The sequence below is a fragment of the Pseudofrankia coriaricola genome (genome assembly GCF_032027725.1).
Lineage (GTDB): Bacteria > Actinomycetota > Actinomycetes > Frankiales > Frankiaceae > Pseudofrankia.
Genome location: NZ_JASNFO010000105.1, coordinates 1 through 13,887 on the forward strand (window position 1 = coordinate 1; position 13,887 = coordinate 13,887).

9 protein-coding genes and 1 pseudogene are annotated in these 13,887 nt (G+C 70.6%); 3 read left to right on the forward strand and 7 right to left on the reverse strand.

Going from position 1 to position 13,887, the window contains the following annotated elements; translation table 11 throughout:
- Positions 1–359 (reverse strand): annotated as a pseudogene (locus QOZ89_RS39985) (maturase); the annotation flags it as partial.
- 547 nt (positions 360–906) lie between these two features.
- The gene (locus tag QOZ89_RS39990; RefSeq protein WP_083418737.1) at positions 907–2,109 is read right to left on the reverse strand and encodes a group II intron maturase-specific domain-containing protein; all 1,203 of its coding nucleotides are present in this window, start codon (positions 2,107–2,109) and stop codon (positions 907–909) included.
- 482 nt (positions 2,110–2,591) lie between these two features.
- On the opposite strand from QOZ89_RS39990, the gene QOZ89_RS39995 reads away from it, so the two are divergent.
- From QOZ89_RS39995 to QOZ89_RS40005, 3 genes are read left to right on the forward strand one after another with little or no spacing between them, the layout of a single operon-like run.
- Entirely contained in the window at positions 2,592–2,942 is a 351-nt protein-coding gene (locus tag QOZ89_RS39995) for a hypothetical protein (protein ID WP_198543269.1), read from the forward strand.
- A 26-nt stretch (positions 2,943–2,968) separates the two neighbouring features.
- Positions 2,969–3,448: a DUF5372 family protein gene (locus QOZ89_RS40000; protein ID WP_131804014.1), complete on the forward strand. Its 480-nt coding sequence runs from the start codon at positions 2,969–2,971 to the stop codon at positions 3,446–3,448.
- Entirely contained in the window at positions 3,448–5,673 is a 2,226-nt protein-coding gene (locus QOZ89_RS40005) for a recombinase family protein (protein ID WP_312629306.1), read from the forward strand. The genes QOZ89_RS40000 and QOZ89_RS40005 overlap by 1 nt, the downstream gene beginning before the upstream one ends.
- A 9-nt stretch (positions 5,674–5,682) precedes the next feature.
- Here QOZ89_RS40005 and QOZ89_RS40010 read toward each other — a convergent pair whose 3' ends face one another.
- The 5 genes from QOZ89_RS40010 to QOZ89_RS40030 all read right to left on the reverse strand — a co-directional run bounded on the left by QOZ89_RS40010 (position 5,683) and on the right by QOZ89_RS40030 (position 13,811).
- Positions 5,683–8,646 (reverse strand): ABC transporter substrate-binding protein, encoded by a 2,964-nt coding sequence (locus tag QOZ89_RS40010; RefSeq protein WP_312629308.1) that lies wholly within the window; start codon positions 8,644–8,646, stop codon positions 5,683–5,685.
- A 262-nt stretch (positions 8,647–8,908) separates the two neighbouring features.
- Complete coding sequence (locus QOZ89_RS40015; protein ID WP_083418229.1) at positions 8,909–11,974, reverse strand: ABC transporter substrate-binding protein; 3,066 nt, start codon at positions 11,972–11,974, stop codon at positions 8,909–8,911.
- A 234-nt stretch (positions 11,975–12,208) separates the two neighbouring features.
- Positions 12,209–12,958: a VOC family protein gene (locus QOZ89_RS40020; protein ID WP_071047242.1), complete on the reverse strand. Its 750-nt coding sequence runs from the start codon at positions 12,956–12,958 to the stop codon at positions 12,209–12,211.
- A gap of 2 nt (positions 12,959–12,960) precedes the next feature.
- Positions 12,961–13,239 carry a hypothetical protein gene (locus QOZ89_RS40025; RefSeq protein WP_312629313.1) on the reverse strand — a complete coding sequence of 93 codons (279 nt, stop codon included), beginning with the start codon at positions 13,237–13,239 and terminating at the stop codon, positions 12,961–12,963.
- A 131-nt stretch (positions 13,240–13,370) separates the two neighbouring features.
- Complete coding sequence (locus tag QOZ89_RS40030) at positions 13,371–13,811, reverse strand: hypothetical protein (protein WP_312629315.1); 441 nt, start codon at positions 13,809–13,811, stop codon at positions 13,371–13,373.
- Positions 13,812–13,887 lie beyond the last annotated feature (76 nt).

Sequence of the window (13,887 nt, forward strand, 5' to 3'; positions counted from 1 at the left end):
TCGTAGTACGCCTCCAGCAGGAGACGCACGGCCTCGGCGACCAGCTTGTCCGACCAGGTAGGCAGGCCCAGCGGGCGTTTCTTCCCGTTCTTTTTCGGGATGTGCACCCGCTTCACCGGTTTCCATCGGTAGCGCTCGCGGCGCATCGCATGGATGATGCGTTCGATGGTCGCCAGCGACATGCCGTCCACGGTCTCCCCGGTCACCCCGGGCGTCATCGCCCCCTTGTTGGAGTACAGACGCCCGTAGGCGAGCAGGTATAGGTCCGGGTTGAACAGCTGTCGGTACACCCGCTCCAGCGGCAGCCCTCTCCTTCCACGTTCACGGAGGACACCCAGGACCGTTTCGGCGCTCTGCATTACGCATACCTCCCGTCCTTGTAATGTCCAGCCACCTGTTCCCCTTCGCCCTGTCGGCATCTTTCATGCCGTCCCTGGTGGGGCGTGACTCCCACGACTACTATGGGAACTCCGTCACCTTAGGGCTCGCGCCCCTTAGGCGATCCCGTGGTACGTCCCTGCTGTACGTATCGAGCGCGACTTAGGCGTTCCACTCATCTCCTTGAATGCCCTCGCAGGGCATCGCCCACGTCCCGGAGGTTGCACCAGCCCACGGGTTCTGGCCAGCGCAGGTCGTGGCATCGGTTTCAGACGTCTTTCCGATGGGTCCGCACATCTACCGTCTGGAGATTGGAATTCAGGCAATCCAGCTTTCGCCATATCACGCGGGTTCAACGGCGGCCCGCCTTCGACGCCTTCGCGACGCCCGCCGTCTCCTGGCATGCTGCTGTCCCCCTCACCTTTCGGATCAAGGTAAGCCAGCGAACCCAAGGATCCTCCTCCGAATCCATCCCAGCTGCGCTGGGGATACAACAGAGCGCCTCACGGCGCACACCGTGCGTGCGCCTCACGACGCACACGGCTCAAGCAAGCCCGAAGGACTCGCAGGCTGCGAAGGTGCCGTTTCGACGTGCCCGTCGGTGGGTAGCCGTCGGGCGCAATGGGTGTGCACGAGGCGGTGAGCGGTGGATGCGCCCGGCGTGCCGGATTCGGGGCTGAGGGCGATCGCTTTTCGGCTGATCGCCTTTCGTGTCCCGGCAAGCCACTGTTCCCATTCCTGGGGGCTGTTGGGCTCGCTTCCGGCGTGCAAGAGCAGTCCTCGGCAGATTGGGCAGCGGCCGTGCTGCTGTGAGAGCAGCCGTAGGTTGCCCGGACTGAGCGGAGGTTTGCTCTTGCGTCGCCGTTCATTCCAGTACTCGCTCAGGTTCGGATCATCCGGGGATGCCGTTCCAGGAACGAGATGATGCCGGGCGATCGTCGTCCAGGAGAACTTCTGGAGGTAGCCGCCGGTTGCGCGGTCACCGAAGACCCAGCGGTCCTGCCTGGTGCGGTTGAAACGACCGAAGTACTGTTTGACGATCCAGTCCCTCGGCTTCTTCGGGTGGCTGTGCTTGGCCCACTTGTAAGTAAGCTTCCACATATGCGTATCCAGCGCGCTGAAAGACGCACTGGAGACACCCGACCGGTAGTATGCGGCCCATCCTTTGATAATCGGGTTCAGGCGACGGGTGACCGCTTCCGCGTTCATCCCTCGCAGGTCCCGCATCTCCGTACTAAGCCGCGCCCGGATTCGCTTCATGGCCGCCTTGCTCGGCCTGGTCAGCAGCTTGCCGTTGGAATAGCGGCGGATATGAAACCCAAGGAAGTCGAAGCCCTCCGAGATATGGACGACGCGCGTCTTGTCCTCGTTGAACCTCAGCCCTCTGGGCTCCAGCCACCCCGCAAGCCGGGCCTTGACCTCTTCGGCCTGCTCACGTGAGTGACACAGGGCGACCAGGTCGTCGGCGTACCTGACCAGGGCCGGGGAATCGCGCCTGAGCTTCCCGGCAGCAACACCGTTGGTCTCGTAGCGCACCCCGGCCGCCGCCTCCATCCCATGCAGGGCCACGTTCAGTAGGCACGGACTGATCACGCCGCCTAATGAACAGCGCTGGGTTATGCGCAGCGTTGGCTGTCGTTCCTGGTGAGGGCGCTGGTGGGGCTCGGGCGCTGCGCATAACCTGTCATGCGCGCGAAGAAGCCGCACACCTCGTCGACCCGTCGTCGACACGCCATCGTCAGGTCCAGGCGGCGAAGTACCTCACCAGGCGGCGCCAGCGGCGCCGTACCAGACCTTCGTCGAGTCCTTGTGGCCCTGGTGCCGTGACTCCGCGTCCAAACCTAAACGGACAAACCAACCATTACGGCCGGCCTCCGGTCATGCAGGCCCGGCACGATACCGATCCGCCGATCAGGATCGTCGGCGCGTTATGCGCAGCGATCCGCCCCCCAACCGAGCCCTCACCAGGCCCGACAGGCCAGCGCTGCGCATAACCCAGCGCTGTTCATTAGGCGGCTTATGCACAGCTGCACATAAACCGCCCTGAGGAGTGCCCTCCTCGGTCGGCGCGAACCGGCCGCGGTCGACCACACCTGCCTTGAGCCACCCGGCGATCTGCTCCCGTGCGGGGAACGTGCCAAGCTGCCGCAGCAGATGATCGTGGTCGATGCGGTCGAACGAGTCCACGGCACACTACTGGCATCGAGAACGTTGTGGCCGCGTTTCGTGCCTATGCGCGCGGTGACCTGTGCGCGACGGCGGCGATTGGATTGCTGGTCGCGCATGCGTGCTGGCTTTTCCGGCCGGATTTCGTCGATGGTTTTGTCGCGACGTCCGATGGATTCGCCTGGGTGGACTGGGCTGGCGCGGTAGCGGCGCTGGACGCCGGTCGGCTGCCGTGCTCGGCGGGCGAGGGCACGGTGCTGCGGGTCGCCGCGAGCATCACGGAGGGCATACCGGTGGATCTGCGGACTCTCGCTGGCCTGGACGGCCGGGCGCTTGGCCTGGTCGCCCGGGCGGTGCTCGCCGCCGGTGGCGACGGGGCGGGGGCCGCGTCGTGGTGAGCACGGGGCCGGTGACCGTGGCGCGGGTGACCCGTCCGGGTCATCCGTTCGAGGGCCGCGAGCTGCGGGTGCTGGGCCGGATGCGCCGGCACGGCGCGCTGGAGCTGATCCTCGAGCTGCCGGACGGCAGCAAGTCGATGATGCCGGCCGCCTGGACGGACCAGGCCGAGCCGGCCGCCGACGGCGGGGGCACCCCGGTCGGGGAGCCGACGCTCGGCCGGATCTGCGACCTGCTCGAGTTGACACGGGTTGTGGCTGGCCTGTTGCCTTCCGCCGTGTCGGGGGTTGTCGACGTGGATATCAGGGAGAAGGTTGAGGCCTGTCCGAGAAAGGAGGCCCCCGATGCCGTGCCGGCCAGAGCCGAGCCTTCCGTTGCCGGGGCTGCCCGCGGGCGTCCCCGACGTGGCGGTGCGGCTGCCGGCCGACGCGGTCGCGGCGGCGGTGGCGCTGCTGGGCCGGCTGATCGCGGCAGTGGCGCGGCCCTGTTCGACGGCGGCGAGCAGTGATGACGGACCTCGGTAAGATCAGCGGGCCGCATCTGCGGCGGGGCGCGGTCGTCTACCTGCGTCAGTCGAGCCTCGCCCAGGTCGAGCGCAACCGGGAGTCCACCGCCCGGCAGTACGACCTGGTCGACCGCGCGGTCGGCCTCGGCTGGCCCAAGGCCCGGGTCACAGTGATCGACGCTGACCTCGGGATCAGCGGTGCCTCGACGGCGGGCCGGTCCGGGTTCGCCGAGCTGACCGCGCAGGTCGCGCTCGGCGAGGTCGGGATCGTGCTGGTCCTCGAGGTCTCCCGGCTCGCGCGCAACAACGCTGACTGGTACCGGCTGCTGGATCTGGCCGGGATGACCGACACCCTGATCGCCGACGCCGACGGGGTCTACCACCCGGCGATGTTCAACGACCGGATGCTGCTGGGGCTGAAGGGCACCATGTCCGAGGCCGAGTTGCACATCCTGCGCGCCCGGCTCGACGGCGGGATCCGCAACAAGGCCGCCCGCGGCGAGCTGCGCCGCCCGCTGCCCGTCGGCCTCGTCTGGGCCGAGGGGCCCGGTGAGGTGCGCCTGCACCCGGACGAGGCGGTCACTGGGGTGATCGCCGCAGTCTTCGGCCGGTTCGGCGAGGTCGGCTCGGTCCGCAAGGTCTGGCTCTGGCTGCGCGAGGAGAACCTCAAACTGCCGCTGCAGCGCAACGGCTACGCCACGGCCGCCGGCGGCGAGGTCGAGTGGGTCGAGCCGACCTACCACGCCGTCCACACGATCCTGACCCACCCGGCCTACGCCGGCGCCTACGTCTACGGCCGCACCCGCAAGCATCGCTACGTCGGCCAGGACGGCACCGTGCGCACCCGCCACAAGGCGCTGCCCCGCGACCAGTGGGCCGTCCTGATCCGCGACCACCACGAAGGGTTCATCGACTGGGACACCTACGAGGCCAACCAGGCCCGCATCGGCGCCAACATCCGCCCCGAGGCCCACCAGCCCGGCACCGGCGCCGTCCGGGAGGGCGCTGCCCTGCTGCAGGGCCTGGCGACCTGCGGGACCTGCGGCCGCAAACTGACCGTGTTCTACCAGGGCCCGGCCAAGGCCACCCCGGGCTACTACTGCCAGGGCCCCGCCACGATCGTCGACGGCCGCGGCACCCGTCACCTGCACATCGGCGGGGTCGCTCTGGACGCCGCCGTCGCCGACGCGTTCCTGACCGCGCTCGCCCCCGCCGCGCTGACCGCCTGCCTCACCGCCGCCGAACAGCTCGAACACCAGCACGACGCCGCCCTCGACCAGCACCGCCGCCAACTCGAACGCGCCCGCTACCAGGCCAGCCGCGCCGAACGTCGCTACCAGGCCGTCGACCCCGACAACCGGCTCGTCGCCCGCGGGCTGGAGGCCGTCTGGGAGAAGGCCCTGACCGAACTCGCCGCCGCCGAGGCCGAGCTCGCCCGCCGCGAACAGGCCCGCCCTCGCACCCTAAGCCCCGACGAACGGGCGGACATCCTCGCGCTCGGCCAGCACCTCGACCAGGTCTTCACCGCCCCGACCACCACCGACCGCGACCGCAAACAGCTGCTGCGGACCCTGATCGACGAGGTCAAGGTCACCGTCGAGCGCGACGAGAACGCCGGCCGCACCGACCTGCTCATCCGCTGGAAAGGCGGTGCGCTGACCGAGCTGACCGTCCCCGGCCGGCGACGCCAGCCCTCGATCCGCACCGACGAGGACACCGTCGACCTGATCCGCCGCCTCGCCGTCCACTACCCCGACGCGAAGATCGCCGGCATCCTCAACCGGCAGGGCCGCCGCACCGCCCGCGGCCTGACCTTCACCGCCACCCGCGTCCAGGGCGTGCGCTTCCACTGGAACATCCCCTGCCACCAGCCCGACCCGAACCAGCCCCAGGGCCAGCTGCTCACCATCGCCGACGCCGCGAAAGAACTCCGCATCGCAGCCTCCACCCTGCACCGCTGGATCGGCGACGGCTTCGTCGCCGGCGAACAGGACACCCCCGGCGCCCCCTGGCGCATCCGCATGACCGACGAGTTGCGCGCTCTGTTCGTCGACGGCGCCCCCGACGGCTGGCTCCCCATGCTCGAAGCCACCCTCGCCCTCGGAGTCTCCCGCCAGACCGTGTTGCAACGTGTCAAGCGCGGCGAGCTCAAGGCCCTCCACGTCCGCACCGGACGGCGAAAAGGCCTACGAATACAGGTCCCGCCGCCCGCCAACGCCCTGTTCTGACCCCGACAATCAGCGAAAGGAGCAGTGTGATGATGGCTCCAAGGCGTCGTCCATGGCGGTGTTCACCGCGGGGTCGCTGAGTTCCGCGATGTTCCGGTTGTCCGTGTCGGTAATCCTGCGGCCGTCGGCCAGGTTGGTGAAAATGCCGGCGGGCGTCGGCCAGCCGGCGTTGTAGCCGAGGAGCGCCAGGCCGACGCCCTGGTCACGCATCTTCCGCGGCGAGAAGATCAGGGCGTCGTAGTCGTCCGAACCGAGCGCCGAGATCTGGAGGTTGACGCCGATTCCGGCCAGAGATTTCTTGAGGGCCTCCGCCTGGCTCTTGGACCTGCTGTCCTCGAAAACCACGATCTTGACTGGGAAGCCGTCCGGCCGCCCGCAGGCCGCGAGCTCCTGCTTCGCCTGGACGACGTCGCCCGAGCCGGCGCTCGGGTAGAGGTCGAACGTCGAGTGGTACCGCAGCGGCGGGGGGACCAGCGTCGGCGCGGCGACGGCACGCTCCGGGCCTCCACGGGCCGTGACCTGCGCCTGCCGGTCGATTGCCCAGGCGATCGCCTTACGGCAGTGGACGTTGTCGAAGGGCGTCAAGGTGGTGGTGACGCTCAGCAGACGCAAGACGCCGATAGTGACGGTCAGGCGCTGGTTGTCCCGCATCGCCGAGCCCGTCAGTGGCGTCTGCAGGGTGGCCTGCGAGGCGCCCGTCTGCCCGGCGAACACGTCCGTGTGCCCGGAGAGGATCTGCTCGTCGATGGTCTCCAGAGGAAGCCGCATGGTCACCTGGATCCGGTCCGGCAACGCCGTGTTCACCAGGTCGGTCGCCGGGTCCCACTCGGAGTTACGGACCAGCGTCAGCGACTGGCCCCGTTGGTAGAACGCGAACTTGTAGGGGCCCGACGAGACCGGGCGGTCGGCGTACTGGGCTTCGCCGTCCTTCGCCTGGGGCACCGGCGTGGACGCGGGCGTCGCCATCAGATAGTTCCAGTCTCCGAACGGCCTGGTCAGGTGAAAGACGATCGTCTGGTCGTCCGGAGTGTCGATTGATTTCAGGCCGAGCTTGTCCGGGCTCGGGTCCTGATAGGGCCCTGGATAACGGTTGTTGGGGTCGTCCAGGTACCGGGTGAGTCCCTTCAGGCCGGCGGTGACGAGCTGGGTGTCGAACAGTCGCTCGATCCCGTACTTGATGTCCCTGGACCTGATCGGCGTCCCATCCTCGAACTTGAGGCCGGCGCGCAGGGTGTACCGCCAGGTGGCCGCATCGGTGGACGTCGGGACGGCGGTGGCGAGATCGCCGATCAGGTCGGTCGTGCCCGGCTTGTAGGTCAGCAGCTGCCGGGAGTACCAGCGCTGCTGGGCCCAGCAGCTGTCGGCGTTGCTGCGCTGCGGGTCCCAGGAGTCGCAGTCGGCCGTGGCGGCCACCCGCAGGGTCCCGCCCCTGGCGGTGGACGGGCTCAGGACAGGGCCCACGACCGCGAGCGGCGGCGTGGCGCTCTCCGTGGCCGCCGCCGCCGTCGAATGGCCAGGGCCGCCGCCCTCGTTCGGGCCGTCGGCGCGTGGGATCAGCACCAGGGGAAGGACGACGGCGAGCGCGCCCACCGCGCCGGCGATCAGCATCCACCACCGCCGCCGGTGCCTGGACGACCCGCGGGCCGCCGAGGCGGCTGCGGACCGCTTCGAGACCTGCGCGGCCGGGCGGGGGGCGGACGACGCCCCGACCAGAGTCGGCTGCCCGGTGGGGACCTCCGGACCGGCGGGGCCTGGCCTGGCCGGACCGGGCCGGCTGGGCGGAGTCAGCGGGCCGGCCGGTGGCGCGGGCATGGGCACGGGCCCAGGCACGGGCCACCCCGCGGCGGGCTGCCGCTGGACGGGCGACGAGGGCGACGGGGCGGTGGGCGACGGGGCTGGCCCGGCCCCCGCGGTCGGCTGAGGGCCGCCGCCGAGCGGGATGGTCGGGCCGTCGGAAGCGCCCGCGCTCCCGCCCGTCGCCATGCCGGCGGCCGACGTGCCCGGGTGCGCGGCCGGGTGCGCGGCCGGGTGCGGGCCGGCGGTGGGCCGGGAACCGGTCGACGGGCCGTCGGCCGCGGCGCGCACGTCGTCGTCGAGCTGGACCTGCAGGTCCGACCGGGTGAGCCAGCCACGGCCCAGCACGGCGGCGGCGGCCGCGGCGAAGTCCAGGCCGAACGCCCGGGCGCTGGGATAGCGCATCGCCGGGTCCGGGGCGAGGGCGCGCAGCACGACGTTCGCGACCGGTGCCGGGACGCCCGGTGGCCGCGGTGGCGGGGCGGTCAGGCGGCGCTGCCAGAGCAGCTGCACCGGCAGTGCCCGGTCGATCGGGGGCGCGCCGGACAGAAGCTGGTACAGCACGACGCCCAGGGCGTAGATGTCGGTCGCCGGGCCCAGCTGCCCGCTGGTGATCTGCTCGGGAGCCATGTACAGCGGGGTGCCGACCTGTGCGCTGGCGGTCGCGACCGTTCCCTCCAGCATCTTCGCGACGCCGAAGTCGGTGACCTTCGCGGCGCCGGCGGCCGTGAACAGCACGTTGTCCGGCTTGATGTCGCGGTGCAGCACGCCCCGGTCGTGGGCATAGCCGAGCGCGGAGGCGACCGCGAGCCCCACGGCGCAGCCCGCCTCCGGCCGCGTGTCCTCCCGCCGCCGGGCCAGCGTGCCGCCGACCAGCTGCTCCATCACGATCAGGCAGAGGTCCGCGGTCTCGACATAGTCGTAGACCCGCACGATGTGGGGATGGTCCATGCGGCCCAGCAGCTGGCCCTCGGACGCGCCGTCCGGGCCGCCGCCGTGGGCCGGCGGGCGGGCCGGCAGCACCTTGATGGCGACGTTGTGCCGCAGGTGCCGGTGCTGGCCGGCGAGCACCAGGCCGTAGGCACCCGAGCCCAGCCGGCCCCCGATCTCCAGCCCCGGCAGCGCGGCGGCCACCGACTCCCGGTCAACGATCACGATGCCCGCCCGCGGCATGCCCATGCCCAGCCAGAAGCACCCGAACCCCGCGAACCCAACACATAATGCGCCGATGGTAGGCCGACCATCCGCGTGCCGTCGGCTAGGTCGCCTCAAACCCCGTCATCGCCGGTATGAGGATGAGCGGTGCCCAGGCAGCGCCGCGTCGACGGCGGCCACCATCAGAGGCTTGGCCGGAACGGGCCACCCTCATAGGGCGGATCGGGGACTAGCTCGACGGCAAGGTGACCGCCACCGATCGGCGGTTCCGGCGTCGCGGGCGCACTTAGCCGGTCACGCCGAGCGAGGCGAAGTCGATCACGTTGTAGGCCGGGGAATAGACGATGTTCGTCACTCGGTCGCTGTAGACGTTGAACGCCTTGTCGTAGATCAGCGGGATGTAGGCCGCCGAGTCGACGACCGCCCGGTCGACCGCCGTCCAGGCACGCTGCGCGACGCCGTCGTCGGAGGCGGCCAGGCCGGCGTCGATCCCGTCGTTCACCGTCTTCGAGTCGAGCTCCGCGTAGTTGCTGTTCCCCGCGGGAAAGATCTTGCGCCCGTCCACGATCGGGCCGAGGAAGCCGGAGGCGGACGGCCAGTCCGACCCCCAGACGGCGATCGCGAGCCCGTAGCCGTTCCTCTGCATCGTCGCCGGTACACCGAGCTCGGCCGAGTAGTACCGGTCGGCGGGGAACGCCTTGACGGTGACGCTGATCCCGACCCGCTTCAACGAGGCCGTCAGCGCGTCGGCCTGTGCCTTGTACTTGGCCGCGTCCTGGGTGACCAGGGTCGTGGCGAACCCGTCCGGGTGGCCGCACGCGGCCAGCTCCTCCCTGGCCTTCGCGACCGAGCCCCGGCCGTCCGTCGACGGGTAGAGGTCGAAGGGCTGGTAGTACCGCAGCGTCGGCGGCAGCATCGTCGTCGCCACATCGCCGGCGGTCGAGCCGCCGCGCGCCTCGATCTGGGCCTGCCTGTCCACGGCCCAGGCGACCGCCTTTCGGCAGTGGATGTTGTCGAACGGCTTCACCGTCATGGTGACGCTCAGATAGCGCAGAAAACCGTTGTGGTCGAGGCTGGTCCGCGACGAGCGCAGTGTCGGGTCGGCCACCAGCCGCGCCCGCGCCGCCTCCTGAACGCCGTTCTGGGCCGCGACGACGTCGCCGTCACCGGCCAGGATCCGGCTGTCGATGGCGTCGAGGTCGAGGCCCATCGTCTCCTCGATCCGGTCGGGCAGCGCCTTGTTCACCGGGTCGGTCGCCGGGTTCCACTGGTCGTTGCGCACCAGGACGAGTTTCTTACCGACCTCGTAGGACTCGATCTTGTACGGGCCGGACGAGACCGGGTGGTCGGTGTACCTGGCGGCGGTGTCGCGGGCGCGCGGCACCGGGGTCGTCGTCGGCATGGCCATGACGCGGTTCCAGTCGCCGAACGGCTTGTTCAGGTGGAAGACGATCGTCCTGTCGTCCGGGGTCTCGACCGACGTCAGGCCCAGCTTCTCCGGCGAGGTGTCCGTGTATGGACCGCCATACGGCGGGTTGGTCTGCAGGTAGTCGATGACATAGGTCGGGCCGCCGCTGACGACGTCGGTCGCGAACACCCGCTCGACGGCGTACTTGATGTCCCTGGAGGTGATCGGCGTCCCGTCCTCGAACCGAATCCCCTCCCTGAGGGTGTATGTCCACGTCCTGCGGTCGGTCGACCGCGCGGGCGCGGTCGCGAGGTCGCCGACCAGCTCGGTCGACATCGGCGCCCGGGTGTAGGTCAGCAGCTGACGGGAGAACCAGCGCAGCTGCGACCAGCAGTTGCCGTAGTAGGTGCGCTGGGGATCCCAGTAGTCGCAGTCGGAGTCGGCGAGCACCCGCAGCGTGCCGCCCTTCCTGGTCGACGGATGCAGCACCCGCGCCGAGGTCACCGCCGGGTCGAGCAGACCCCGCGTCGCGGAGGTCGCCGGCGACGCTGTCGCGCCCCGCGCGTCGCGGCCGGGCTTCGAGCCGGGCAGCAGGAGCAGGACGAGGACCAGCGCGAGCACGCCGGCGACCGCCGCGCCGCCGCCGGCCCATCCCCAGACGCGCCGGGAGCCACGCCGTCGCGGACGCGACCGGCGGGCGTCGTAGGGCGCCGCCCACGGGTTCCCGCCGGACGGCGCGGGCCCGCCGGCGAGGCGGGTGGCCGCCTGATCGTCCACCGGCTGCCGGGCGTCCCCCCAGTAGGACGGGGCGGGACCGCCCGGTGTCGAGGCGGCGCCGAGCCCCGGCATCGCCTGCCCGGGCTGCCCGGGCGGGTGTCCGGGCTGGGCAGCCGGGCCGGTGGGTCCGGGCCCGGCAGCCGCGTGGCCACCGCGTGCCGGCGCGGCACCCGCCAGCCCGAAGGGTGCCGGTCCCACGGGCGGCGGACCCACGGGCGGCGGGCCGGGGATGACGGGCCCGGCGCCCGGAATCGCGGCAGCCGGAGGTCCGGGCATCGCCGCCCACGGCGGCACGGCCGCGCGGCGCACCTCATCGTCCAGCCAGAGGCGCAGGCCCGAGCGGCCCAGCCAGCCGGGCCCATAGGCCGTGGTGGCGGCCGCCGCCAGGTCGAGCGCGAACGCGTGCGCGGTCGGGTGACGCCAACCCGGATCCTTGGCCAGGGCACGCAGCAGCACGGTCGTGAGCCGCAGGGGCACGCCCGCCGGGGGCGCGGGCGCCGCGGTCAGGTGGTGCTGCCAGAGCACCGCGAGCGGCAGGTTGGCGGGGAACGGCGGGACGCCGGCGAGCAGCTGGTAGAGCAGGACACCGAGGGCGTAGACGTCGGTCGGCGGTCCGAGCCGGCCGCCGATGATCTGTTCCGGCGCCATGTACAGCGGCGTTCCGACCTGGGCGCTCGCGGTGGCCGCCGAGCTCTCCAGCAGCTTCGCGATGCCGAAGTCGGTGACCTTGACGACTCCGGCCGCGTCGAACATGACGTTGTCCGACTTGATGTCGCGGTGCAGCACGCCCGCGTCGTGGGCGTAGGCGAGACCGGAGGCGACGGCCAGGCCCACCCCACAGGCGGTCTCGGCGGTGATCCCCGCCATTCGGCGGCGGGCCAGGGTGCCGCCGGCGAGGAGTTCCATCACGACCAGGCTCAGCTCGGCGGTCTCGATGTAGTCGTAGACCCGGACGATGTGCGGATGGTCCAGACGGGCGAGCAGCTGTGCCTCGGCGCCGAAACCGGAATTGCCCTCCTGGGCCGCGGGCAGCACCTTGATGGCTACCTCGCGATTGAGGCTGCGCTGGCGACCGGCGAGCACGAGGCCGAAGGCACCGGCACCCAGCCGCTCGCCGATGTCGAATCCGGGGAGCGCCGCGGCCACCGTCTGCCGGTCGACGATCACGCCGTCAGCCTCTCAGCGCCCGTCGCCCGGGCAGCAAACCGGACGTTTCTCCCAGCCCGGACCATAGTGCCGTGATCATAACGGCACAGGGAGATGTGCCGACAAGGCTCGTACAGCGGGCGAAGCCGTCGTCTTCCCGACTGTGAGCCCGACGGGCGTGTGGCGGCGGCTGGTCGGGCATGGTCAGACCCGGCGGCGACAGGCGGACGGCGGACGGCGGACGGCGCGCTCGTCCTATGGCAGCAGCCCGGTGCCTGGGTCGCGGTCCGTGATGCAGTAGGGCAGGCCGGTGGGGTCGCGCAGGGTGGTCCAGGCCGGGCCGTGGGAGTGGACGGTCGCACCGAGGTCCTGGTGGCGGCGGGTCTCGGCGGCGCGGTCGGTGGTGGCCAGGTCCAGGTGGGCGCGCATCGGGCCGTCCGGCTCGTCGAGGCGCTGGAGCAGGATCCGCAGCGGGATGCCGGCCGGGCGGGCCAGGACGCGGAACTCCGGGCGGCTGCCGGTGCGCACCTCCCAGCCGGTCTGCCCTGCCCAGAACGCGCACTCCTCATCGAACCGGCCCGCCGGGATGTCCAGGCAGACCTGGTCGACGAGCGAGGTGTGCCCCGAACCTGCCGAATCGCCGCGCGATCCGGCAGGACCCCCGGGCCACGCCACCGGCTTAGGCCGGGCGGACTCGCCCTCGTGCACCTCGCAGAACACGAACCCACCCGGTGACCGGCGGATCGCGAAGTCCTGGCCGACGCGGTGTACGTCGAGGTGCACCCGCGCCGGCCCGTCCCCCAGCCGCTGCACCCGCAGGAACGCGTCCCCGTCCGGCGGCACCAGCGTCGCGAACTCGCCGGCCTCCCCGCGCGGCGGCGACAGCGTCGTCGCCGTCACCGCCCGCCAGAACGCCACCCCCCGCTCGAACCGCTCAGCGGGAAAATCCAGGAAGGCGGTCAACCACACCGCAGAAGGAACGAGAGAGTTCTCGGTCTCGCGCATTCTCAGACCTTGATGATCTTCACCCGGGGCATGCACAACCTCTTCAGATCCTCCGGGTCCGACGTCAGGATGCTTACCGGCCCGTCGACGGCATGCGCGGTCGCTGCCACCACAGCGTCGATCGCATGCCGGTGCCCGTGCAGGCCCACACCGTGCAGTAGGTCGGTCGCCGCCATGGAAAGCTCTTCGGTTACTGGCTCCACTGTCACGTGGGACAGTGTCCAGCGGAGCGCGGCCCGGTTAGTGCCGGGAGCAACCGCTTCCACCAGGGTCATCGCCATCGTGACGACCGGGACCTTTCTGACGACGGCGAGCCCCAACCAGCCAATCATGTCACGGTCGCGCCGTACCGCACGAGAGAGCCCTTCACTGTCAAGGACGAACGTTCCGGCTCGGCCGGTCGCAGGAGGCTTCATTCGGCTTCTGTCCCGAACGTGCCTCGCTCGGCACGGGAAAGCTGCAACCACTTGGCGTGGATCTCCTCGTCCGTGATCGGACCGATCTCATCCTCGGCCGCCGCGACGAGGCTGGCGAGCCTGTCATGCTGCACCTGCCGCCGAACCGCTGCCACCACATAGGCCGACAGCCCGTCCTCGCCGCCCAGCTCCCGTACGGCCTCAGCAAGGTCGTCGGGCATCATGATCGAGTACCGCCGCGTCTCGCCCGCCATGGTCTCGATGATAGCGGCGACGTCCCACAACGTCACCGGTCTTACCTCTTCCAGCACTGTCATCAGCGCCACCTTCCACGAGGGGCCTTGTCGCGTTTCAGGGTATATCTCATTTGCGCCTTCGCAAAGGATTTTCTTCACCACAACATGACGCGCATTCATGCGTCCACGGAATAGCTCCATCCGAGCGCTCGGCCGCCTTCGATTGGCCGAGAAAGATTAATCAAGCGCTCGTCGAGCGCTCGAAAGGAAAACGCAG